Source organism: Streptomyces pallidus (ex Mingjun et al. 2026), from assembly GCF_051550185.1.
Taxonomy (GTDB): Bacteria; Actinomycetota; Actinomycetes; order Streptomycetales; family Streptomycetaceae; genus Streptomyces.
This window is the reverse complement of record NZ_CP196181.1, coordinates 605,860-632,076: the sequence shown is the minus strand read 5'-3', so window position 1 is coordinate 632,076 and position 26,217 is coordinate 605,860. Positions and strand designations below refer to the sequence as shown.

Below are 26,217 nucleotides of genomic sequence, written 5' to 3'. Positions count from 1 at the left end.
ACGGGACGGCGATGACCCGTCCGACGACCTTGACGACCCTGACCACTTCGAGCACGGGGATGGCGTAAGACATGGTGAACGAGGAGAAGTACCTCGATTACCTCAAGCGGGCAACGGCCGATCTCCGCGAGGCGCGCCGCAAGCTCCGCGAGGTGGAGGAGCGCGAGCAGGAACCGATCGCGATCGTGGCGATGAGCTGCCGCTACCCCGGGGGAGTCGACACCCCCGAGGCCCTGTGGGAGCTCGTGGCCCGTGGCGGGGACGCCGTCACCGCGTACCCCGCCGACCGCGGCTGGCCCGCCGAGGTCCTCTTCGACCCCGACCCGGACAGCGGCGTCGAGGCGTACGAGCAGGTCGGTGGCTTCCTGCACGAAGCCCACCACTTCGACCCCGGCTTCTTCGGGATCTCCCCGCGCGAGGCCCTGGCCATGGACCCGCAGCAGCGGCTCCTGCTGGAGACCTCCTGGGAGGCCTTCGAACGGGCCGGCATCGACCCCGCCTCGCTGCGCGGCAGCCGCACCGGCGTCTTCGCGGGCCTGATGTACCACGACTACGCCGCCCGCCTGTTCAGCGTCCCGGAGGAGATCGAGGGCTTCCTCGGCAACGGGAGCTCCGGCAGCATCGCCTCCGGCCGGATCGCCTACACCCTCGGCCTCGAAGGCCCCGCCGTCACCGTCGACACGGCGTGCTCGTCCTCCCTCGTCGCCGTCCACCTCGCCGCCCGGGCCCTGCGCAGCGGCGAGTGCACCCTCGCCCTGGCCGGCGGTGTCACCGTCATGTCGACGCCCGGCACCTTCACCGAGTTCAGCCGCCACCGCGGGCTGGCCGGCGACGGCCGCTGCAAGTCCTTCGCGGCCGCCGCCGACGGCACCGGCTGGGGCGAGGGCGCCGGCATGCTCGTCCTGGAACGCCTCTCCGCCGCCCGCGCGAACGGGCACCCCGTGCTCGCCGTCATCCGCGGCACCGCCGTCAACCAGGACGGCGCCAGCAGCGGCCTGACCGCCCCCAACGGCCCCTCCCAGCAGCGCGTCATCCGCGACGCGCTCGCCGGGGCCCGCCTCGCGCCCGCCCAGATCGACGCGGTCGAGGCCCACGGCACCGGCACGACGCTGGGCGACCCGATCGAAGCCCAGGCGCTGCTGGCCACCTACGGCCAGGACCGGCCCGAGGACCGGCCGCTGCTCCTCGGCTCGATCAAGTCCAACATCGGCCACACGCAGGCCGCCGCCGGTGTCGCGGGCATCATCAAGATGGTCATGGCGATGCGCCACGGCGTGCTGCCGCAGACCCTGCACGTCGACGAGCCCACCCCGAACGTGGACTGGACGGAGGGCGCCGTCCGGCTCCTCACCGAGTCCGTGCCGTGGCCCGAGACCGGCGCCCCGCGGCGCGCCGGCGTCTCCTCGTTCGGCATCAGCGGCACCAACGCCCACACCGTCATCGAGCAGGCCCCGGCCCCGGAGGCCGCGGAGCCGGCGGAGCCGTCGGCCGCCCCCGCGGTCCCGGCAGCCCCCGTACCGCCGCTGTGGAACCTCTCGGCCAAGTCACCGACCGCCCTGCGCGCCCAGGCCCAGAAGCTGCACGCGCACCTGACGGCCCACCCCGGGCTGCCCGCCGCCGACGTCGCCCACTCGCTCGTGAGCGGACGCACCGACTTCGAGCACCGGGCGGTCCTCACGGCCGCCGACGAGCCCGGACTCCTCCGCGCGCTGGAGTCCCTCGCCGGCCTCGCGCCGGAGGCGTCCGCCCCCGGCGTCACCCGCGGCCGCCCGGTCGCCGGGAAGCTGGCCTTCCTCTTCACCGGGCAGGGCAGCCAGCGCCCGGGCGCGGGCCGTGAACTGTACGCCGCCCATCCGGCGTTCGCCGTCGCGCTGGACGCGGTCTGCGAGAAGCTCGACCCGCTCCTGGAACGGCCGTTGAAGGACGTGCTGTTCGGGTCGGACGAGGAGCTGCTGGATCGGACGGAGTTCGCGCAGCCGGCGCTGTTCGCGGTCGAGGTGGCGCTGTTCCGGCTCCTCGAATCGTGGGGTGTGCGGCCGGACTTCCTGTCCGGTCACTCGATCGGTGAGATCGCTGCGGCGCATGTGGCGGGTGTCTTCTCGTTGGAGGACGCGTGCACGCTGGTCGCGGCCCGTGGCCGGTTGATGCAGGCGCTGCCGGCCGGCGGTGTGATGATCGCGGTCCAGGCGTCGGAGGACGAGGTCCTGCCCTTGCTGACGGATCGCGTGAGCCTCGCCGCGGTCAATGGTCCGCAGTCGGTGGTCATCGCCGGTGACGAGGACGCGGCGGTCGCCATCGCCGGGTCGTTCGCCGGCCGGAAGGCCAAGCGGCTCAGCGTGAGCCACGCGTTCCACTCGCCGCACATGGACGGCATGCTGGACGACTTCCGGCGCGTGGCCGAGGGGCTGGCGTTCTCCGCTCCGCGGATTCCGGTGGTGTCCAACCTGACGGGTGCCGTGGCGGGCGAGGAGATGGCCTCGGCCGACTTCTGGGTCCGGCACGTCCGCGAGGCGGTCCGCTTCCTCGACGGCATGCGCGCCCTCGCCGCCCGCAACACCGTCCACTTCGTGGAGATCGGCCCGGACGCCGTCCTCTCGGCCCTCGCCCAGGACTGCCTGCCCGACCACACCAACACGGCGGCCTTCGTCCCCGTCCTGCGCACCGGCCGGCCGGAGACCGAGACCCTGACCGGGGCCCTGGCGCGGCTGCACGTCCGCGGCACGGCCGTCGACTGGGCCGCGTACTACGCCGGCACCGGTGCCCGGCGCGTCGACCTCCCCACGTACGCCTTCCAGCGCGAGCCGTACTGGCTCGATGCCGGACGCCCGCCCGCCGACGTCTCCGCGGCCGGCCTGGGCACGGCCGGGCACCCGCTGCTCGGCGCCGCCGTCGCCCTCGCCGACCTCGACGGTTTCCTCTACACGGGCCGGCTCTCGCTCGACACCCACCCCTGGCTCGCGGACCACGCCGTCATGGGTTCGGCCGTGCTCCCCGGCAGCGCCTTCGTGGAGCTGGCGATCCGGGCCGGCGACCAGGTCGGCTGCGACCTCCTGGAGGAACTCACCCTCCACGCCCCGCTCGTCCTGCCCGCGCACGGCGGCGTCCAGGTACAGCTGTGGGTCGGCGCCCCCGACGCCACCGGCCGCCGCTCCCTCGGCGTCCACTCCCGCCCCGAACCCGCCGACGGCGCCGCAGCCGGACCGGACGCGGCCGAGCTGCCGTGGACCCGGCACGCCGACGGCGTCCTCGCGGCGGGCGCCCCGAAGCCCTCCTTCGCCCCCGCCGCCTGGCCGCCGGCCGACGCCACCCCCCTGCCCGTCGACGAGCTGTACGCCGGACTCGCCGCGGCCGGGCTGCACTACGGCCCGGCCTTCCAGGGCGTCCGCGCGGCCTGGACGAGCGGCGACGCGACCTACGTCGAGATCGAACCGGCCGAGGAACTGCAGCCCGAGACCGACCGGTTCGGCCTGCACCCTGCCCTGCTCGACGCCGCCCTGCACACCATCGGCCTCGCCGGACTGGTCGAGGACACCGGCAGCGGCCGGCTGCCGTTCTCCTGGACCGGTGTGTCCCTGCACGCCGTGGGCGCCTCCACCCTGCGCGTACGGCTCTCCCCGGCCGGACCGGACACGGTGTCGCTGGCCCTCGCCGACGGCGCCGGACAGCCCGTAGCCGACATCGCCGCACTGACCCTGCGTACCGTTTCGGCCGAGCAGTTGCACACCGGTACGGGCGGCCCCCAAGACCACCTGTTCCACGTGGAGTGGACGTCGCTCACCCTCCCCGGTGCGGCTGACGGCACCCCCGCTGCCGCCGAGGGGCCCGTTCTCGTCCTCGACGGGCGGGATACCGTCGAGGCGCTGGCAGGAGCCCTCGCCACCGCCACCGACACCGACGCCCCCGTTCCGGACACCGTCCTCGTACGCCTCGCCGCCGCCGCGGAGCTGACCCCCGGGGCCGTCCACTCGGCCCTGCACGACACGCTCCGGCTGCTGCACCACTGGCTCGCCGACGACCGGCTCGCCGACAGCCGCCTCGTCCTCGTCACGCACGGCGCGGTCCCCGTCCACGCCGGCGACGGCGCGGCCGACCCCGTGCACGCCGCCGTCCTGGGCCTGGTGCGCTCCGCGCAGGCCGAGCACCCGGGCCGCTTCGTCCTCGTCGACACCGACGCCCCGCAGGCCGAGCTGCCCCGGTCCGTCCTGGACGCCGTACTGGCCTCCCAGGAGCCGCAGCTCGCCCTGCGGGCGGGCACGGCCCACGCACCCCGCCTCGCCAGGACTCCCGTTGACACCGGAGCCGCAGCAGCGGCCGGGGCGCCCGTGTACGACGCCGAAGGCACCGTCCTGGTCACCGGCGCGGCCGGCACCCTCGGCCGGCTCGTCGCCCGGCACCTCGTGGCCGAGCGCGGCGTACGGCACCTGCTGCTGCTCAGCCGCCGCGGGGACAGCGCACCCGGGGCCGCCGACCTGACGCGCGAACTGGCCGAGCTGGGCGCCGAAGCCACCTGGGCGGCCTGCGACGCCGCCGACCGGGAGGCGCTCGCCGCCGCCCTGGCCGGGATCCCGGCGGAGCACCCGCTGACGGGCGTCGTCCACACGGCCGGCGTCCTCGACGACGGCGTCATCGACTCCCTCACCGCGGAACGCCTCGTCACCGTCCTGCGGCCCAAGGCCGACGCCGCCCTCCACCTGCACGAGCTGACCCGCGACGCCGACCTGTCGGCCTTCGTGCTGTTCTCCTCGGCCGCCGGTGTGTTCGGCGCCCCCGGCCAGGGCAACTACGCCGCCGCCAACTCCTTCCTGGACGCCCTCGCCCAGCTTCGCCGCGCCCACGGCCTCCCGGCCGTCTCCCTGGCCTGGGGACTGTGGGAGGACGCCGACGGCATGGCCGGCGCCCTGGACCGGGCCGATCTGGAACGGATGAGACGGGGCGGCGTGCAGGGGCTCACCGCCGCCGACGGCCTCGCCCTCCTCGACCTCGCCGACACCCTCGCCGCAGCCGGCTCCGACAGTGGCTCCGACGGCGCCGACGGCAGCGCCCGGCAGGACGCCGGGCGGGCCCTGCTCGTGCCGATGCGGCTGACCCCGCCCGCCGCCGGCTCGGGCGTGCCCCCGCTGCTGCGCGGCCTGGTACGCACCCCCGTACGCCGCACCGCGGCCGGGGCAGGTGCCCTCGGCCGCACCCGTACGGCGCCGTCCGCCCTGGAGGGGAGCCTCCGCGGCCTCGACGCCGCCGGGCGGGAGCGGCTGCTCCTCGACCTCGTCCGCGGCCACGTCGCCGACGTCCTCGGCCACGGCAGCCCGGACGCCGTCGAGCCCGAACAGGCCTTCAACGAACTGGGCTTCGACTCCCTCACCGCCGTCGAACTCCGCAACCGGCTCGGCTCGGCCGTCGGCCGCCGCCTGCCCGCCACGCTGATCTTCGACTACCCGACCTCGCTGGTCCTCGCCCGCCACCTGGCCGCCGAACTCGGCGCGGCCGACGACCGGGCGTCCCACGCACCGCACGCACCCGCCACCGGGCGGGGCGGCGCCGCCGGGGCCGACGACCCGATCGCGATCGTGGCCATGAGCTGCCGCTACCCCGGCGGCGTCACCACGCCCGAGGAACTGTGGCGGCTGCTGCAGAGCGGCGGCGACGCCATCACCGGCTTCCCGGCCGACCGCGGCTGGGACGTCGACGGGCTGTACCACCCCGACCCCGACCACCCCGGCACCTCGTACACCCGCCACGGCGGCTTCCTGCACGACGTCGCAGGGTTCGACCCTACATTCTTCGGGATCAGCCCCCGAGAAGCCGTCGGCACCGACCCCCAGCAGCGGCTCCTGCTGGAAACCACCTGGGAGGCGTTCGAGCGGGCCGGTATCGACCCGGCGACCGTGCGCGGCAGCCGCACCGGCGTCTTCGCCGGCGTCATGTACCACGACTACGCCACCCTCCTGGAACGCTCCACCGACGGCGCGGACGGCTCCCTGGGGTCCGGCAGCACCGGCAGCATCGCCTCCGGCCGCATCTCGTACACCTTCGGCCTCGAAGGCCCCGCGGTCACCATCGACACCGCCTGCTCGTCCTCGCTCGTCGCGCTCCACATGGCCGTCCAGGCCCTGCGCAGCGGTGAATGCGACCTGGCCCTCGCGGGCGGCGTCACCGTCATGGCCACCCCGGGCACCTTCGTCGGCTTCAGCCGGCAGCGCGGCCTCTCCGCCGACGGCCGCTGCCGCGCCTTCTCGGCCGACGCCGACGGCACCGGCTGGGGCGAGGGCGTCGGCATGCTGCTCGTCGAGCGACTGTCGGACGCCCGCCGCAACGGCCACCCCGTGCTCGCCGTGGTCCGCGGCTCCGCGATCAACCAGGACGGCGCGAGCAACGGCCTGACCGCGCCGAACGGCCCCTCGCAGCAGCGGGTCATCCGCGCCGCCCTGGCGAGCGCCGGCCTGACGGTCGCCGACGTGGACGCGGTCGAGGCGCACGGCACCGGCACGACGCTGGGCGACCCGATCGAAGCCCAGGCGCTGCTGGCCACCTACGGCCAGGACCGCCCGGCCGACCGGCCGCTGCTCCTCGGCTCCATCAAGTCGAACCTCGGCCACACCCAGGCCGCCGCCGGTGTCGCCGGCGTGATCAAGATGGTGCTGGCCATGCAGCACGGCCTGCTGCCGCAGACGCTCCACGCGGAGCAGCCATCGCTGCACGTCGACTGGTCGGAAGGCGCCGTCAGCCTGCTCACCGAGCCCGTGCCGTGGCCCGAGACGGGCCGGCCGCGGCGCGCCGGTGTCTCCTCGTTCGGCATCAGCGGCACCAACGCGCACACCATCATCGAACAGGCCCCGGACCCCGACGCCGCCCCGGACGCCGCCCCCGAGTCCGCGCCGGTGCCGGCCGTACTGCCCCTGCGGCTTTCCGGCCGCACGGCGGACGCCCTCGCCGCCCAGGCCGGAGCCCTGCGCGCCCATCTGGACGACCGGCCCGACCTCGCACTCGCGGACCTCGCCCACTCCCTGGCCACGACCCGCGCCGCCTTCGACCACCGCGCCGTGGTCGTGGCGACGGACCGCGGCTCGGCCGCCGCCGCCCTCGACGCGCTCGCCGCCGGACGGACCGCCCCCGGGCTGGTCCGGGGCACGGTCGCCAGGAGCGGCAGGACCGCCTTCCTGTTCACCGGGCAGGGCAGCCAGCGCCCGGGCGCGGGCCGTGAACTGTACGCCGCCCATCCGGCGTTCGCCGTCGCGCTGGACGCGGTCTGCGAGAAGCTCGACCCGCTCCTGGAACGGCCGTTGAAGGACGTGCTGTTCGGGTCGGACGAGGAGCTGCTGGATCGGACGGAGTTCGCGCAGCCGGCGCTGTTCGCGGTCGAGGTGGCGCTGTTCCGGCTCCTCGAATCGTGGGGTGTGCGGCCGGACTTCCTGTCCGGTCACTCGATCGGTGAGATCGCTGCGGCGCATGTGGCGGGTGTCTTCTCGTTGGAGGACGCGTGCACGCTGGTCGCGGCCCGTGGCCGGTTGATGCAGGCGCTGCCGGCCGGCGGTGTGATGATCGCGGTCCAGGCGTCGGAGGACGAGGTCCTGCCCTTGCTGACGGATCGCGTGAGCCTCGCCGCGGTCAATGGTCCGCAGTCGGTGGTCATCGCCGGTGACGAGGACGCGGCGGTCGCCATCGCCGGGTCGTTCGCCGGCCGGAAGGCCAAGCGGCTCAGCGTGAGCCACGCGTTCCACTCGCCGCACATGGACGGCATGCTGGACGACTTCCGGCGCGTGGCCGAGGGGCTGGCGTTCTCCGCTCCGCGGATTCCGGTGGTGTCCAACCTGACGGGTGCCGTGGCGGGCGAGGAGATGGCCTCGGCCGACTTCTGGGTCCGGCACGTCCGCGAGGCGGTCCGCTTCCTCGACGGCATGCGCGCCCTCGAAGAGGCGGGCGTGACCACGTACCTCGAACTCGGGCCCGACGGCGTCCTGTCCGCCCTCGCCCAGGACTGCCTCACCGACGGCAGCACCGCAGCCTTCACCCCGACGCTGCGCGCGGACCGCCCCGAGGCGGAGACGCTCACGACCGCGCTCGCCCAGGCCCACTGCCGGGGCGTCGAAGCCGACTGGACCGCCTACTTCACCGGGACGGGCGCGCAGCACGCCGACCTGCCCACGTACGCCTTCCAGCGGGAGCGCTACTGGCCGGAGACCGGCACCCCCCTGCCCGGCGACGCCACCGGGCTCGGCCTCGCGACCGCCGGACACCCGCTCCTGGGCGCGGCGGTGTCCCTCGCCGACGCCGACGGCTGCGTCCTCACCGGCCGGCTCTCGCTGCGCACCCACCCCTGGCTCGCGGACCACGCGGTCATGGGCTCCGTACTCGTCCCGGGCACGGCCTTCGTGGAGCTGGCGCTGCACGCCGGCGAACGCGTCGGCGCCCCGGCGCTGGACGAGCTGACCCTCCAGGCGCCGCTGGTCCTGTCAGAGGCGGGCGAAGCGGTACAGGTCCAGGTAACGGTCGGGGCCCCGGACGCCACCGGCGGCCGCCCGGTCGCCGTGTACTCCCGCCCGGCCTACGCCGAGGACGAGCCGTGGCTGCGGCACGCCGCCGGTCTGCTCACCGACGAGGTCCGCGCGCCCGGCGCCGACCTGGGCGCTTGGCCGCCGGCCGGTGCCACCCCCGTGCCGGTGGACGACGCGTACGAGCAGCTCCACGCCTCCGGGCTCCGCTACGGGCCCCTGTTCCAGGGGCTGCGGGCGGCCTGGCGCACCGGCGGCGCCCTGTTCGCCGAACTCGCCCTGGACGGCCGGGCGCAGACGGACGCGGACGCGTTCGGACTGCACCCGGCCCTGCTGGACTCCGCCCTGCACACCCTGGCACTGGACGGCGACATCCTGGCCTCTCCGGCCGAGGACACCGGCGCCGCTGCGGGCTCCGGTGCCGCGCGACTGCCGTTCGCCTGGAGCGGCGTACGGCTGCACGCCACCGGCGCTGCGGCGGCTCGCGTCCGCCTCGCTCCCGCCGGCCCCGGCGCCGTCTCCCTGGACCTGGCCGACCCGGCCGGTCAGCCCGTCGCGTCCGTGGACGCGCTGGCCCTGCGCGCGGTCTCCGCCGAGCAGATCGGCGCGGCGGCCCGCGACGGCCGCCCGGACTCCCTGTACCGGGTCGAGTGGACGCGGCTCCCCAGCGACCGCGCCGGCACCGCTCCGGCCGGCGAGTCCGGTGTCGTCGTCACCGACCTGCGTACGGACGGCCTGGCCGGGGTGCCCGAAGCGGTGCACGCGGCGACGGCCCGGGTGCTGGGTCTGCTGCAGGAGTGGCTGTCGGAGGACCGGTCCGAGGACGGGCGCCTGGTGTTCGTGACGCGGGGTGCGGTGGAAGCCGTGCCCGGCGAGGGCCTGCCGGATCCGGTGCACGCCGCGGTGTGGGGCCTGGTGCGTTCGGCGCAGTCCGAGGACCCGGGGCGCTTCGTCCTCGTCGACGTCGACGACACCGGTGACGTACAGGACGCCCCGGCGGTCGCCCTGGCCTCCGGCGAGTCCGAGGTGGCCGTGCGCGGAGGCGCGGTGCTCGTGCCGAGGCTGGCCCGCGCCACGGCGCCCACCGGGCGGGCCGCTGCTGCCGCCTGGGACGCCGAGGGCACGGTGCTGCTCACCGGTGCGAGCGGTTCGCTCGGCGCGCTGTTCGCCCGCCATCTCGTCACCGAGCACGGCGTACGGCACCTGCTGCTCGTCAGTCGTCGCGGCGCGGCGGCCGACGGCGCGGCCGACCTGACGGCCGAACTCGCCGCACTGGGCGCCGAGGCCACCTGGGCGGCCTGCGACGTGGCCGACCGGCAGGCACTGGCGTCCGTACTCGCCGGCGTCCCGGCCGAGCACCCGCTGACCGCGGTCGTGCACACCGCCGGTGTCCTGGACGACGGCGTGATCGGCTCCCTGACCGCCGAACGGGTCTCCGCGGTCCTGCGTCCGAAGGTGGACGCGGCGTGGAACCTGCACGAGCTGACCCGAGACCTGGACCTTTCCGCGTTCGTCCTGTTCTCCTCCGCCGCCGGCGTCTTCGGCAACGCCGGCCAGGCCAACTACGCCGCCGGCAACGCCTTCCTGGACGCCCTCGCCGCCCACCGCCGGGCCGCCGGCCTCGCCGGCACCTCGCTGGCCTGGGGCCTGTGGTCCGAAACCGGCGGCGGCATGGGCGCCACCCTGGACGCCGAAGACGTCTCGCGGCTGGGCCGCGGCGGGGCGGACGCCCTGTCCGCCGCCGAGGGCGCGGCCCTGTTCGACGCCGCGTCGGCCGCGGGACAGCCGCCGCTGCTGGTCCCGGTGAAGCTCGACCTCGCGGCGCTGCGCGCCCGGGCCGGCAACGGGACGCTCCCGCCGCTGCTGTCCGGCCTGGTGCGCATGCCCGTACGCCGGGCGGCCGTCGCCGGCGGCCCCGTCGGCGACGCGGGCGGACCCGCGGCCCGGCTCGCCGGGATGGCGGCCGCCGACCAGGAGGCGTTCGTCCTGGACCTGGTGCGCACCCAGGTCGCCTCCGTGCTCGGCTACGCCGGGCCGGACGCGGTCGAGGCCGACCGCTCCTTCCGCGAGCTCGGCTTCGACTCCCTCACCGCCGTCGAACTGCGCAACCTGATCGGCGCCGCGACCGGGCTGCGCCTGCCGGCCACCCTCGTGTTCGACTACCCGACCTCCACCGTCCTGGCCGGCCACCTGCGGTCCGAACTGCTCGGCGCAGCCCCCGCGGCACCGTCGGCGGCGGTCGCCGCCGCGGTCCGCGACGACGAGCCCATCGCCATCGTCGGCGTGGGCTGCCGCTACCCCGGCGACGTGCAGTCGCCCGAGGACCTGTGGCGGCTCGTCCTCGACGGCCGCGACGTCATCTGCGGGTTCCCCGAGGACCGCGGCTGGGACATCGACGGCCTGTTCGCCGACGACCCCGACCAGGAGGGCACCAGCTACGCCCGCGAGGGCGGCTTCCTCTCCGACGCGTCCGCCTTCGACCCGGCCTTCTTCGGGATCTCCCCCCGCGAGGCCGTCGCGATGGACCCGCAGCAGCGGCTCCTGCTGGAAACCTCCTGGGAGGCCTTCGAACGCGCCGGCATCGACCCGCGCGCCCTGCGCGGCACCCAGACCGGTGTCTTCGCCGGCGTCATGTACCACGACTACGCCACCCGGCTCGCCGTCCTCCCGGAGGGCGTGGGGGGCCTCCTCGCCACCGGTACCGCGGCCAGCGTCATCTCCGGCCGGCTGTCGTACACCTTCGGCCTGGAAGGCCCGGCGGTCACCGTCGACACCGCCTGCTCCTCCTCCCTGGTGGCCCTGCACCTGGCCGTGCAGGCGCTGCGCAACGGGGAGTGCTCGCTCGCCCTCGCAGGCGGCGTGACGGTCATGGCGTCCCCCGGGGCGTTCCTGGAGTTCAGCCGACAGCGGGGCCTCGCCGCCGACGGCCGCTGCAAGGCGTTCTCCGCCGACGCCGACGGCACGGGCTGGTCCGAAGGCGCCGGAGTGCTCCTCGTGGAGCGGCTCTCCGACGCCCGCCGCAACGGCCACCCGGTCCTCGCCGTGGTCCGTGGCACCGCCGTCAACCAGGACGGCGCCTCCAACGGGCTCACCGCCCCCAACGGCCCCTCCCAGCAGCGCGTCATCCGGCAGGCCCTCGCCAACGCCGGCCTCACCGCCGCCGACGTGGACGCGGTCGAGGCGCACGGCACCGGCACGACGCTGGGCGACCCGATCGAGGCCCAGGCGCTGCTGGCCACCTACGGGCAGGAGCGCCCCGCCGACCGGCCGCTGCTCCTCGGCTCCGTCAAGTCCAACATGGGGCACACCCAGGCCGCCGCCGGTGTGGCCGGCATCATCAAGATGGTCATGGCCATGCGCCACGGCACGCTGCCCAGGACCCTGCACGTCGACGAGCCCACCCCCCACGTCGACTGGTCGGGCGGAGCAATGACGCTCCTGGACACGGCCACGGCCTGGCCGGAGACGGGACGTCCGCGCCGCGCCGCGGTCTCCTCCTTCGGTTTCAGCGGCACCAACGCCCACGTCGTCATCGAGCAGGCCCCCGAGCCCGCCGACTCCGCCGAGTCCGCGACGCGGCAGCCCGAGCCCACGCGGCCGCCCGGCAACCTGCCGTGGCTGCTGTCGGCGAAGGACCCGCAGGCCCTGCGCGAGCAGGCCGCACGCCTGGCGGCGCACGCGGCCGACCACCCCGAACTGTCCCTCACCGACATCGGCTACTCCCTGGCCACGAGCCGGACCGCCCTCGACCGTCGGGCCGCTGTCGTCGCCGAGGACCGCGACGGTTTCCTGGCCGCCCTCGCCGCACTCGCCGAAGGCAGCCGGCCGGCCGGAGTGCTCGAAGGCGTACCCGTCGCCGGGAAGCTGGCCTTCCTGTTCACCGGGCAGGGCAGCCAGCGCCCGGGTGCGGGCCGTGAACTGTACGCCGCCCATCCGGCGTTCGCCGTCGCGCTGGACGCGGTCTGCGAGAAGCTCGACCCGCTCCTGGAACGGCCGTTGAAGGACGTGCTGTTCGGGTCGGACGAGGAGTTGCTGGATCGGACGGAGTTCGCGCAGCCGGCGCTGTTCGCGGTCGAGGTGGCGCTGTTCCGGCTCCTCGAATCGTGGGGTGTGCGCCCGGACTTCCTGTCCGGTCACTCGATCGGTGAGATCGCTGCGGCGCATGTGGCGGGTGTCTTCTCGTTGGAGGACGCGTGCACGCTGGTCGCGGCCCGTGGCCGGTTGATGCAGGCGCTGCCGGCCGGCGGTGTGATGATCGCGGTCCAGGCGTCGGAGGACGAGGTCCTGCCCTTGCTGACGGATCGCGTGAGCCTCGCCGCGGTCAATGGTCCGCAGTCGGTGGTCATCGCCGGTGACGAGGACGCGGCGGTCGCCATCGCCGGGTCGTTCGCCGGCCGGAAGGCCAAGCGGCTCAGCGTGAGCCACGCGTTCCACTCGCCGCACATGGACGGCATGCTGGACGACTTCCGGCGCGTGGCCGAGGGGCTGGCGTTCTCCGCTCCGCGGATTCCGGTGGTGTCCAACCTGACGGGTGCCGTGGCGGGCGAGGAGATGGCCTCGGCCGACTTCTGGGTCCGGCACGTCCGCGAGGCGGTCCGCTTCCTCGACGGCGTCCGCGCCCTCGAAGAGGCGGGCGTGACCACGTACCTCGAACTCGGGCCCGACGGCGTCCTGTCCGCCCTCGCCCAGGACTGCCTCGTCCGGGACGAGGCCGGCTTCGCCCCGGTGCTGCGCGCGGACCGGTCCGAGGACGCCACCCTCGCCTCCGCCCTCGCCCGGGCCCACCTGCGGGGGATCGCCGTCGACTGGGCGGCGTACTACGCGGGCACCGGCGCCCGCCGGGTCGACCTGCCCACGTACGCCTTCCAGCGGCAGCGGTACTGGCTGGAGGAACCCGCCCACGCCCACACCGGCGACGTCGCGTCCGCCGGGCTCGGCGCGACCGCGCACCCGCTCCTCGGGGCCGCGGTCGACCTGCCCGACTCGGACCGGCTCCTCTTCACCGGGCGGCTCTCGCTGCGCACCCAGCCCTGGCTGGCCGACCACCGCGTCACCGGAACCGTCCTGGTGCCGGGCGCCGCGCTGGTGGAACTGGCCGTCCGGGCCGGCGACCACGCGGGCTGCGGCCGCCTGGACGAGCTCACCCTCGAAGCACCGCTGGTGCTGCCCGAGACCGGCGGCCTCCAGCTGCGGCTGACCGTGGCCGACCCGGACGGGGACGGGCGCCGCGCCTTCCAGGTGTACTCGCGCTCCGAGCAGGCCGCGCCCGACGAGCCGTGGACGCGGCACGCCGACGGCGTCCTCGCGCCCGACGCCGCCCAACCCGAGGGCCGGGCCCTGGAGGAGTGGCCGCCGGCCGGAGCCGTCGAACTCCCCGTGGACGACCTGTACCCGGGCTTCGACGCCATCGGACTGGGCTACGGCCCTGCGTTCCGCAACCTGCGCCGCGCCCACCGGCTCGGGGACGAGGTGTTCGCCGAGGTCTCCCTCGACGAGGGCCGCCTCCCGGAAGCCGCCCCGTACGGGCTGCACCCGGCGCTCCTCGACGCCGCCCTGCACGCGGTCGGGCTCGGGGAGTTCTTCCCCGACGGCCCCGAGGGCGCGCGGCTGCCGTTCTCCTGGGACGGTGTCCGCCTGCACGCCGCAGGCGCCTCCACCCTGCGCGTACGGATGGCGCCGGCCGGCCGGGACGCGGTCGCGCTCACCCTGTGGGACGGCGAGGGCCGGCCGGTCCTCACCGTCGACTCGCTCGTCCTGCGCCCCTTCTCCTCCGACGGCATCGCAGCAGCCGCCGGCCTCGGCGACACCGGCACGGTCCGTGACGCGCTGTTCCAGGTCGACTGGACCGCGCTCGCGCTGCCCCAGGCCCGGCAGGAGACCGGCAGCCGCTGGGCGCTGCTCGGCGGCGACCCGCTCAAGGTGGGCGCGGGCCTGGAACGGACCGGCGTCCTCGACGCCGCCGCCGACCACACCCACCCCGACCTGGGCGCCCTCGCCGAGGCGTTCGACCTGGCCGAGGCCCTCGGCGAGCCGGCACCGGAGACGGTCCTCGTCTCCATGGCCCCCGACCTCGCCACGGCCGGCCGCGGTCCGGCGGTGCCCGCGGCCGCGCACGCCGCGTCCGGGCAGGCCCTGGAGCTGGTGCAGGGGTGGCTGGCGGACGAGCGGTTCGCCGCGTCCCGGCTCGCGGTCCTCACCCGCGGCGCCGTCGCCGCCGACCCCGACGAGGACGTGACGGACCCCGCGCACGCGGCGGTGTGGGGCCTGCTGCGTTCCGCGCAGGCCGAGCACCCGGACCGGTTCGTCCTGGTCGACCTCGACGGCGAGGACGCCTCGCACCGGGCCCTGCCCGCCGCCCTCGCCACCGACGAGACCCAGCTCGCCCTACGGGACGGAGCGGTACGGGCCCCCCGCCTGGCCCGCGCGGTCCTCGCCGCGCCCGCGACCGCCGCCGGCACCCCCGCCGGCCCGGCCCTCGACCCCGGGGGCACGGTCCTGATCACCGGCGCCACCGGCACCCTGGGCGGGCTGCTCGCACGGCACCTCGTGACCGAGCACGGCGTACGGCACCTGCTGCTCACCAGCCGCCGCGGCGCGGCCGCGGCCGGCGCCGGTGAACTCGCGGCCGGGTTGCGGGAGCTGGGCGCCCAGGTCACCTGGGCGGCCTGCGACGCGGCCGACCGGGACGCCCTGGCCGCGCTGCTGGCCGACGTACCGGCCGGGCAGCCGCTGACGGCCGTCGTGCACACCGCCGGCGTCCTCGACGACGGCACCGTCACCGCGCTCACCCCCGAGCGCATCGCGAAGGTGCTCCGGCCCAAGGCCGACGCGGCCTGGAACCTGCACGAGCTGACTCGCGGCCTCGACCTGTCGGCGTTCGTCCTGTTCTCCTCCGCGGCCGGCGTGTTCGGCAACGCCGGCCAGGCCAACTACGCGGCGGGCAACGCCTTCCTCGACGCGCTCGCCCAGCACCGCCGGGCCGAGGACCTGCCGGGCGTCTCCCTCGCCTGGGGCCTGTGGGACGACGAGGCCGGCATGGCCGCGACCCTCGACGAACAGGACCGGCAGCGCCTGAGCCGCGGCAGCATGGACGCCCTGTCCGAAGCGGACGGGCTGGCCCTGTTCGACGCGGCCCTGCGGGCCTCCACGGCCCGCAGGGACGACACCGGGCCCGCGGCAGGGCCGGCGACCGCGAGCCTGCTCGTGCCCGCCCGGCTCGACCTGGCCGCACTCCAGGCCCGGGCCGGCGACGGCGTGACACCCCTGCTGCGGGGCCTGCTCCGTACGCCCGTACGACGCCGGACGAGCGCGGGCGCGGCCGCGGACGCCCCGGGATCGCTCGCGGAGCGGCTGGCCCAACTGCCGCCCGCCGAACGGGACCGGGTGCTCCTCGACACCGTCTGCACCCACGTCGCCCAGGTACTGGGCCACAGCGGCGCCGCGGCCATCGAACCGGGCAGTGCGTTCAAGGAGCTCGGCTTCGACTCGCTGACGGCGGTCGAACTGCGCAACCGGCTCGGCGCGGCCACCGGCCTCCGCCTCCCGGCCACGCTCGTCTTCGACCACCCGACCCCCGAGCTGCTGACCCGCTACCTGCGCTCCGCCCTGCCGCTCGGCACCGACGGACCCACCGTCTTCGGCGAACTCGACCGGCTGGAAGCCGCGTTGGCGTCCACCGACGCCGCGGACGCGGACAGCGTCACCCGCTCGCGGATCACGATGCGCCTCCAGGCCCTCATGGCCAAATGGAGCGCCCGTCAGGAGCCCGGCCGGGCCACCGGCACCGACGAGGACACCGACGAGGACCTCGACTCGGTCACCGACGACGAACTGTTCGACCTGCTCGACGACGAACTCGGCGTCTGAGCGTCCCGAGACCGCCGGGCGGGGCCGCCCCCGCCCCGCCCGGCCCCCGACCACACCACCACCACCACGGTCAGAACGACCCGTACGACCGCCTCTCTGGCATGGAGCCCACGCACATGGTGAACGAGGACAAGCTTCGCGACTACCTCAAGCGGGCGACCGCCGATCTGCGCCAGGCCCGCAGGCGGTTGCGCGAGGTAGAGGAACAGAACCAGGAACCCATCGCGATCGTCGCGATGAGCTGCCGCTACCCGGGCGGCGTCCGCACCCCCGAGGACCTGTGGCGGCTCGTCGCCGACGGCACCGACGCGATCTCCGCGTTCCCCGTGGACCGTGGCTGGGACGTGGAGACGCTCTACGACGCCGACCCCGACAGCGCCGGCTCCAGCTACGTCAGCGAGGGCGGCTTCCTCTACGACGCCGCCCGCTTCGACCCCGCCCCCTTCGGGATCTCCCCGCGCGAGGCCCTCGCGATGGACCCGCAGCAGCGGCTCCTGCTGGAGTCCTCCTGGGAGGCGTTCGAGCGGGCCGGCATCGACCCGACATCCCTGCGCGGCAGCCGTACCGCCGTCTTCGCCGGCGTCATGTACCACGACTACACCGCCCGCCTGGACACCGTCCCCGAGGGCGTCGAGGGCTTCCTCGGCACCGGCAGCTCCGGCAGCATCGCCTCCGGCCGGGTGGCGTACACCTTCGGACTGGAGGGGCCGGCGGTCACCATCGACACCGCCTGCTCGTCCTCCCTGATCGCCCTCCACCTGGCCGTGCAGGCGCTGCGGGCGGGGGAGTGCTCCATGGCCCTCGCCGGCGGAGTCACCGTCATGGCGACCCCCGCCACCTTCACCGAGTTCAGCCGCCAGCGCGGGCTGGCCCCCGACGGACGCTGCAAGCCCTTCGCGGCCGCCGCCGACGGCACCGGCTGGGGCGAGGGCGTCGGCATGCTCCTCGTCGAGAAGCTGTCCGACGCCCAGCGCAACGGGCACCCGGTGCTCGCCGTGATCCGCGGCTCCGCCGTCAACCAGGACGGCGCCTCCAACGGTCTGACCGCCCCCAACGGGCCCTCGCAGCAGCGCGTCATCCACCAGGCGCTCACCAACGCCCGCCTGGCCGCAGCCGACGTGGACGTCGTCGAGGCCCACGGCACGGGAACGACGCTGGGCGACCCCATCGAGGCGCAGGCCCTGCTGGCCGCGTACGGGCAGGACCGCCCCGCCGACCGGCCGCTACTGCTCGGCTCCATCAAGTCCAACATCGGGCACACCCAGGCCGCCGCCGGCGTCGCGAGCGTCATCAAGATGGTCGAGGCGATGCGCCACGGCATCGTGCCCAAGACCCTCCACCTGGACGAGCCGTCCCCGCACGTGGACTGGGAGGCGGGCGCCGTCTCGCTGATCGGCGAGAGCGTCCCCTGGCCGCAGACGGGAGCCCCGCGGCGTGCGGGCGTGTCGTCGTTCGGGTTCAGCGGCACGAACGCGCACGTGATCGTCGAGCAGGCCCCCGAGGCCGAGGCCGGGGACGCGGCGCAGGCGCCCGAGGGGGAGCCCCGCTCGGTGATGCCGGTGGTGCCGTGGGTGCTGTCCGGCAAGAGTGCGGCGGCCCTGCGGGCGCAGGCGGAACGTCTGGCGGGCTGGCTCGCCGAGGCCGGGAACGTGGTCGACCCGGTGGACGTGGGTTGGTCGCTGGCCTCCACTCGGGCGGCATTGGAGCACCGGGCCGTGGTCCTGGCGGATCACACCGGGGGGGTCGGCGCGGTCGGGTCGGGTGTGATGGCCGCGGGTGTGGTGACCGGTTCCGTGGTCGGTGGGAAGACGGCGTTCGTGTTCCCGGGGCAGGGTTCGCAGTGGGTCGGGATGGCAGCGGAGCTGCTGGAGTCCTCGCCGGAGTTCGCGGCTCGGGTGGGGGAGTGTGCGAAGGCGCTGGAGCCGTTCACCGACTGGTCGTTGGTGGATGTGCTCCGGGGCGTCGAGGGCGCGCCGTCGTTCGATCGGGTGGACGTGGTGCAGCCGGCGTTGTTCGCGGTGATGGTGTCGCTGGCGGAGGTGTGGCGTGCGGCGGGTGTGCGGCCCGGCGCCGTGATCGGGCATTCGCAGGGTGAGATCGCGGCCGCGTGTGTGGCGGGGGTCCTGTCGCTGGAGGATGCGGCGCGGGTGGTGGCGCTGCGCAGCCAGGCCATCGGTCGGGTGCTGGCGGGGTTGGGTGGCATGGTGTCGGTGCCGCTGCCGGCGGGGGAGGTCCGGGAGCGGATCGCGCCGTGGGGTGAGGAGCGGATCTCGGTCGCCGCTGCCAACGGGCCGTCGTCCGTGGTGGTGTCGGGTGAGGCTCAGGCGCTGGACGAGTTCCTGGTCGCGTGCGAGGCCGAGGGTGTGCGAGCCAAGCGGATCGCCGTGGACTACGCCTCGCACTCCGCGCAGGTGGACCTGTTGCGCGAGGAGCTGGCCGAGCTGTTGGCGCCGATCGCGCCGCGGGAGGCCGAGGTGCCGTTCCTGTCCACGGTGACCGGCGCGTGGGTCAAGGGCCCGGAGCTCGACGCCGGCTACTGGTTCCGCAACCTGCGCCAGACCGTAGAGCTGGAGAACGCCACCCGCACCCTGCTGGACCAGGGCTTCGGGGTGTTCGTCGAGTCCAGCCCGCACCCGGTGCTGACCGTCGGCATCCAGGAGACCATCGACGACGCGGGCCGTGAGGCGGCCGTCCTCGGCTCCCTGCGTCGGGGCGAAGGCGGTCCGGAGCGGTTCTGGCAGTCCCTGGCCGAGGCGTTCGTCCGTGGTGTGGCCGTGGACTGGGACGCCGTCTTCGCCGGCACCGGAGCCCGTCGCGTGGACCTGCCCACCTACGCCTTCCAGCAGGAGCACTTCTGGCTGGAGAGCGGCACCGCCCAGGCCGCCGAGGCCGCCGCCGTGCACCCGGCCGACACCACCGACGCCCGTTTCTGGGAGGCCGTCGAGGCCAACGACGTGGCCGCTCTCACCGCCGAGCTGGACATCGACGGGGACGAGGCGCTGACGGCGCTGCTCCCCGCCCTGTCCTCCTGGCGCCGGCAGAACCAGGAGCGGTCCACCGTCGACGGCTGGCGCTACCGGATCACCTGGAAGCCCGCCCCCGAGCCGGCCGCCGGCCGCCTGTCCGGCACCTGGCTGGTCGCCGTCCCCGAGACCCCGACCGGGTCCGCCGACGACGTCGTCGCCGAGGCCGTCCTGCGCACCCTCGCCGAACACGGCGCCGACGTACGGCGCACGGCCGTCCCCGGCACCCCCGAGGCGCGGGCCGAGCTGGCCGGCCGGATCCGCGAGTCCCTCGCGGACGGCCCCGGCGTATCGGGCGTGCTCTCCCTGCTGACCTCCGCCGGGACCGACGCGGCCGCCGGTGTCATCGCCACGCTCACCCTCGTCCAGGCCCTGGGCGACAGCGACGTGACCGCCCCGCTGTGGTGCGTCACCCGCGGCGCCGTCGCCGCGGCCCGCTCCGAACAGCACCCCGACCCCGCGCAGGCGCCGATCTGGGGCCTGGGCCGGGTGGCCGCACTGGAGCACGGAGAGCGCTGGGGCGGTCTGATCGACCTGCCCGGCACGGACTCCGTCGACGAGCGGGCACTGGCCCGCCTGGCGGGCGTACTCGCCGGGGACGCCGCCGAGGACCAGGTCGCCGTCCGCCCCGCCGGGACCTTCGTACGGCGCCTCGTCCGCGCCCGCCTGGCAGACACGCCGCCGGTGCGCGCCTGGCGGCCGAGCGGCACGACCCTGGTCACCGGCGGTACGGGCGCGCTCGGCGCGCACGTCGCCCGCTGGCTCGCCGAGAACGGCGCCGAGCACCTGATCCTCACGAGCCGCCGCGGCCCCGAAGCCCCCGGCTCCGCCGCACTGCACGAGGAACTCACCGCTCTCGGCGCCGAGGTCACCCTGGCCGCCTGCGACGTGGCCGACCGCGACGCCCTCGCCGCGCTCCTCGCGGCCGTCCCCGCCGACCGGCCGCTCACCGCCGTCGTGCACACCGCGGCCGTCCTCGACGACGGGGTCATCGAAGCACTGACGCCCGCGCAGATCGAGCGGGTCCTGAAGGTCAAGGTCGACGCGACCCGGCACCTGCACGAGCTGACGAGGGACCTCGACCTGTCCGCGTTCGTCCTCTTCTCCTCCTTCGCCGCCACCTTCGGCGCCCCCGGCCAGGGCAACTACGCGCCGGGCAACGCCTTCCTCGACGCCTTCGCCGAGTACCGGCGGGCCGTCGGCCTGCCCGCCACCTCCCTCGCCTGGGGCCCGTGGGGCGACGGGGGCATGGCCGAAGGCGCCGTCGGCGACCGGATGCGCCGCCACGGCGTGATCGAGATGGCCCCCGGACGGGCCGTCACCGCCCTCCAGCACGCCCTGGACCGCGACGAGACCACCCTGACCGTCGCCGACATGGAGTGGAAGCGCTTCGTCCTCGCCTTCACCTCCGGCCGCGCCCGGCCGCTGCTGCACGACCTGCCCGAGGCGCGCCAGGTCATGGAGAGCGCCCGCACCGAGGCGGCCGAGGACGGCGGCAGCGCCGCCCTGCTCGTCCGGCAGCTCGCCGGGCAGCCGGAGGCCGAGCAGGAGCGGATGCTGCTCGACCTGGTCCGCACGGCCGTCGCCGGAGTCCTCGGCTACGCCGGACCCGACGCCGTCGAAGCCGGCCGGGCCTTCAAGGAGCTGGGCTTCGACTCGCTCACCTCCGTCGAGCTGCGCAACCGGCTGAACGCGGCCGCCGGTCTCAAGCTGCCGCCCACCCTGGTCTTCGACTACCCGACGCCCACCGTCCTCGCCCGGTACCTGCGCGCCGAACTCGCCGGCCGGAGCGCCGCGGCCGCCACCCCGGCACCGACGGCCGCCGGCGGCGGGGGCGACGCCGAACCGATCGCCGTCGTCGCGATGAGCTGCCGTTTCCCCGGCGGCGTCCGCAACCCCGAGGAGCTGTGGCAGCTGCTCGCCTCCGGCGGTGACGCCCTCTCCGGGTTCCCCGCCGACCGCGGCTGGGACGTCGAGGCGCTCTACAACCCCGACCCCGACGCCCAGGGCACCTCCTACACCCGCGAGGGCGGCTTCCTCACCGACGCGGCCGCCTTCGACCCGGCGTTCTTCGGGATCTCCCCGCGCGAGGCCCTGGCCATGGACCCGCAGCAGCGCCTCCTGCTGGAAACCTCCTGGGAGGCCTTCGAGCGGGCCGGCATCACCCCGGAGACCCTCCACGGCAGCCAGTCCGGCGTCTTCGTCGGCACCAACGGCTCCGACTACTCCCACCTCGTCCGCGGCGCCGCCGACGGCCTGGAAGGACACCTGGCCACCGGCAGCGCGGGCAGCGTCGTCTCCGGCCGCATCGCCTACACCTTCGGCCTCGAAGGTCCCGCCGTCACCGTCGACACCGCCTGCTCCGCCTCCCTGGTCGCCCTGCACCTCGCCGTGCAGGCGCTGCGGGCGGGGGAGTGCTCCATGGCCCTCGCCGGCGGTGTCACGGTCATGTCCACGCCCGGCACTTTCATCGAGTTCAGCCGCCAGCGCGGCCTGTCCACCGACGGCCGCTGCAAGGCGTTCTCCGCCGACGCCGACGGCTTCAGCCCGGCCGAGGGCGTCGGCATGCTCCTGGTGGAGCGGCTGTCGGACGCCCGGCGCAACGGGCACCCGGTGCTCGCCGTGATCCGCGGTACGGCCGTCAACCAGGACGGCGCCTCCAACGGCCTCACCGCCCCGAACGGTCCGTCCCAGCAGCGCGTCATCCGCCAGGCCCTCGCCAACGCCCGCCTGACGGCCGCCGACGTGGACGTCGTCGAGGCCCACGGCACGGGAACGACGCTGGGCGACCCCATCGAGGCGCAGGCACTGCTGGCCACGTACGGGCAGAACCGCCCCGCCGACCGGCCGCTGCTGCTCGGCTCCATCAAGTCGAACATCGGCCACGCGCAGGCCGCCGCCGGTGTCGCCGGCGTGATGAAGATGGTCCTGGCCATGCAGCACGGCGTGCTGCCGCAGAGCCTCCACATCACTGAGCCCACCCCGCACGTGGACTGGACCGCGGGCGAGGTGGCCCTGCTCACCGAGCAGCGGGCCTGGCCCGAAACGGGTGGCCGCCCCTGGCGCGCCGGCGTGTCCTCGTTCGGGTTCAGCGGCACCAACGCCCACGCCATCATCGAGCAGGCCCCCGCCGCGCAGGGGTCCGACGGCCAGGGGTCCGACGGGCAGGGGACCCCTGCACCCCTGCACGCCCACCCCCTACTGACCGCGACCACCCCCGACGGCACCGGCGCCGACCCGCGGATCCCGTTGCCCTGGCCGCTGACCGCCAAGACGGACAAGGCGCTGAACCGCCAGGCCGAGCGCCTGCTGAACCACCTCGCCACCCGACCTGACCTGCGGCGTAGCGATATCGGGCACTCCTTGGCCACCACTCGCACGGCACACGAGCGGCGTGCCGTCCTGATCGGCCGGGACCGTGAGGAACACCTCGCGGGCCTCGCCACCCTGGCCGCCGGAGGCACGGCACCCCTGCTCGTGCAGGGGTCGGTCATCGGGGGCAGGACCGCGTTCGTGTTCCCCGGACAGGGGTCGCAATGGGTGGGCATGGCCGAGGCGCTGTTGGACGCTTCACCTGTGTTTGCTGCCCGGGTGGATGAGTGTGCGAAGGCGCTGGAGCCCTTCACCGACTGGTCGTTGGTGGATGTGCTCCGGGGCGCCGACGGCGCGCCCTCGTTCGACCGGGTGGACGTGGTGCAGCCCGCGTTGTTCGCGGTGATGGTGTCGCTGGCGGAGGTCTGGCGTGCGGCGGGTGTGCGGCCCGGCGCCGTGATCGGCCATTCGCAGGGTGAGATCGCCGCCGCGTGCGTGGCGGGGATCCTGTCGCTGGACGACGCGGCCCGGGTGGTGGCGCTGCGCAGCCAGGCCATCGGTCGGGTGCTGGCGGGGCTGGGCGGCATGGTGTCCGTGCCACTGCCGGCCGCGGAGGTCCGGGAGCGGATCGCCGCCTGGGGTGAGGAGCGGATCTCGGTCGCCGCCGCCAACGGCCCGTCGTCCGTGGTGGTGTCGGGTGAGGCCCAGGCGCTGGACGAGTTCCTGACCGCGTGCGAGGCCGACGGCGTGCGGGCGAAGCGGATCGCCGTGGACTACGCCTCCCACTCCGCGCAGGTCGACCTGCTGCGCGAGGAGCTGGCCGAACTGCTGGCGCCGATCACGCCCCGGACCGCCGAGCTGCCCTTCCTCTCCACCGTCACCGGCGCCTGGGTCGAGGGCCCGGAGCTCGACGCCGGCTACTGGTTCCGCAACCTGCGCCAGACCGTCGAGCTGGAGAACGCCACCCGCACCCTGCTGGACCAAGGCTTCGGGGTCTTCATCGAGTCCAGCCCGCACCCGGTGCTCACCGTCGGCATCCAGGAGACGGTGGAGGACTGCGGCCGCGAGGCGGCCGTCCTCGGCTCCCTGCGCCGGGGCGAAGGCGGCCCGGAGCGGTTCTGGCTCTCGCTCGGCGAGGCCTGGGCCCACGGCGTCGGCGTGGACTGGGACGCGGTGTTCGCGGGCACTGGCGCCGAGCGCGCCGAGCTGCCGACCTACGCCTTCCAGTCCCAGCGGTACTGGCCCGAGGCGGCTCCCGCCGAGGCGCCGGCGCCGCAGGCCGAAAGCACCGTCGACGCCCGGTTCTGGGACGCCGTCGAACGCGAGGACCTCGCCGCCCTCACGGCCGAGCTCCACGTCGGCGGCGACCAGCCCCTGACCGCCCTGCTGCCCGCGCTGTCCTCCTGGCGGCGCCAGAGCCGCGAACAGGCCACGGTCGACGGCTGGCGCTACCGCGTCACCTGGAAGCCGCTCGCCGACCCCGCCACCACCCGGCTGTCGGGGACCTGGCTGGTCGTCGTGCCCGAGGCGCTCTCCGGCCCGGCCGGGGACACGGCCGCCGCCGTCCTGCGGGCGCTCGCCGACCGCGGCGCCGAGGTCCGTACCGTCACCGTCGGCCCGGACACGGCCGACCGGGACGCGCTCACCGCCACCCTCAGGGCCGCCACCGACGCGGCGGCCGCCCCGGCCGGCGTCCTCTCCCTCCTCGCCCTCCGCGAGGACACCGACGGCAGCGGCGACAGCGGCGCGCTGCGCGCCCACACCGGGCTGCTCACCACCGCCGCCCTCGTCCAGGCCCTCGGCGACGCCGACGTGTCCGCTCCGCTGTGGTGCGCCACCCGCGGCGCCGTCGCCGTGGCCCGCTCCGAGCGGATCCAGGACCCGACGCAGGCCCTCCTGTGGGGCTTCGGCCGGACCGTCGCCCTGGAACACCCCGACCGCTGGGGCGGTCTGCTCGACCTGCCCCCGCAGGCCGACGACCGGACCCTCGAACGGCTCGTCGGGGTCCTCGCCGGAGACGGCGCCGAGGACCAGGTCGCCGTACGCCCCTCCGGGCTCCACGGCCGGCGCCTGGCCCACGCCCCGCTCGCCGACGCCCCGACCGCTCCGGCCTGGAAGCCGAGCGGTACGGCCCTCGTGACCGGCGGTACGGGCGCGCTCGGCGCGCACGTCGCCCGCTGGCTCGCCGAGAACGGCGCGGAGCACCTGGTCCTCGCCAGCCGCCGCGGGCCCGACGCGCCCGGCGCGGACGCCCTGCGCGAGGAACTCGCCGCGCTCGGCGCCGAGGTCACCCTCGCCGCCTGCGACACGGCCGACCGCGACGCCCTCGCCGCGCTCCTCGCGGCCGTCCCCGCCGACCGGCCGCTGACCGCGGTGTTCCACACGGCCGGCGTCCTGGACGACGGGGTCATCGACGGGCTGACGCCCGAGCGGTTCGCGACCGTACTCGCCCCCAAGGCGGACGCGGCGCTCACCCTGCACGAGCTCACCCGCGACCTGGACCTGTCGGCGTTCGTCCTGTTCTCCGGTGTCGCCGGCACCCTCGGCGACGCCGGCCAGGCCAACTACGCCGCCGCCAACTCCTACCTCGACGCCCTCGCCGAGCAGCGGCACGCCGACGGCCTGCCCGCCACCTCCGTGGCCTGGGGCCGCTGGGGCGAGAGCGGACTGGCCGCGGGCGGCGCCATCGGCGAACGCCTCGACCGCGGCGGCGTCCCCGCCATGGCCCCCGGCGCGGCGATCCGCGCCCTCCAGCAGGCCCTCGACCACGCCGAGCCGGCCGTCGCCGTCGCCGACATCCGCTGGGAGCAGTTCACCCCCGGCTACACGGCCGTACGGCCCAGCCCGTTCCTCGGTGACCTGCCCGAGGTGCGGCGGCTCGCGCAGACCGCCCCCGCCGACGGTGCCGGGCACGGCGCCGGCGCGCAGGGCGCCGCGCCCGGCGAGGCACTGCGGCGGAGGCTGTCGGTGATGCCGCAGGCCGAACAGGCCCTGGCCGTCCTGGAGCTGGTCCGCTCGCACGCGGCGACCGCCCTCGGTCACCCCACCACCGACGAGGTGGGCGCGGGCCGCGCCTTCAAGGAGCTCGGCTTCGACTCCCTGATCGCGCTGGAACTGCGCAACCGCCTGAACGCCGCGACCGGGCTGAAGCTTCCGGCGACGCTGGTCTTCGACCACCCGACGCCGGCCGTCCTGGCCGAGTTCCTGCGCGCCGAGATCGTCCAGGACGGCAGCACCGCTGCCGCCCCGGGCATCGCGGAGCTGGAGAAGCTCGAATCCGCGCTGTCCGTCCTCGACCCCGACGACGGAACGCGCGCCGACATCGCCTCGCGCCTGCAGGCCCTCCTGGCGAAGTGGGGTGAACCGCAGGCCCATTCGAGCGACGGGGCCGTGGCCGAGAAGCTCCAGGAGGCCACGCCCGACGAGCTCTTCGACTTCATCGAGAACGAGCTCGGGATCTAGCACAGCGGACAGCAGGCAGTAGCAGCACAAGGGTTTGTGACGAACATGGGTGAGGTTCCAATGGCGGG

2 protein-coding genes are annotated in these 26,217 nt (G+C 75.5%); both read left to right on the top strand.

The features are described from left to right. Positions 1-74: 74 nt before the first annotated feature. Entirely contained in the window at positions 75-16,352 is a 16,278-nt protein-coding gene (locus ACSHWO_RS02925) for a type I polyketide synthase (protein ID WP_438318886.1), read from the top strand. 116 nt (positions 16,353-16,468) lie between these two features. Further along, positions 16,469-26,149 (top strand): type I polyketide synthase, encoded by a 9,681-nt coding sequence (locus tag ACSHWO_RS02920; RefSeq protein WP_438309920.1) that lies wholly within the window; start codon positions 16,469-16,471, stop codon positions 26,147-26,149. The last annotated feature ends 68 nt before the right edge of the window (positions 26,150-26,217 follow it).

Coding starts and splice junctions, on each gene's coding strand:
- ACSHWO_RS02920 (WP_438309920.1), top strand. CDS start 16,469: ATGGTGAACGAGGACAAGCTTCGCGACTACCTCAAGCGGGCGACCGCC.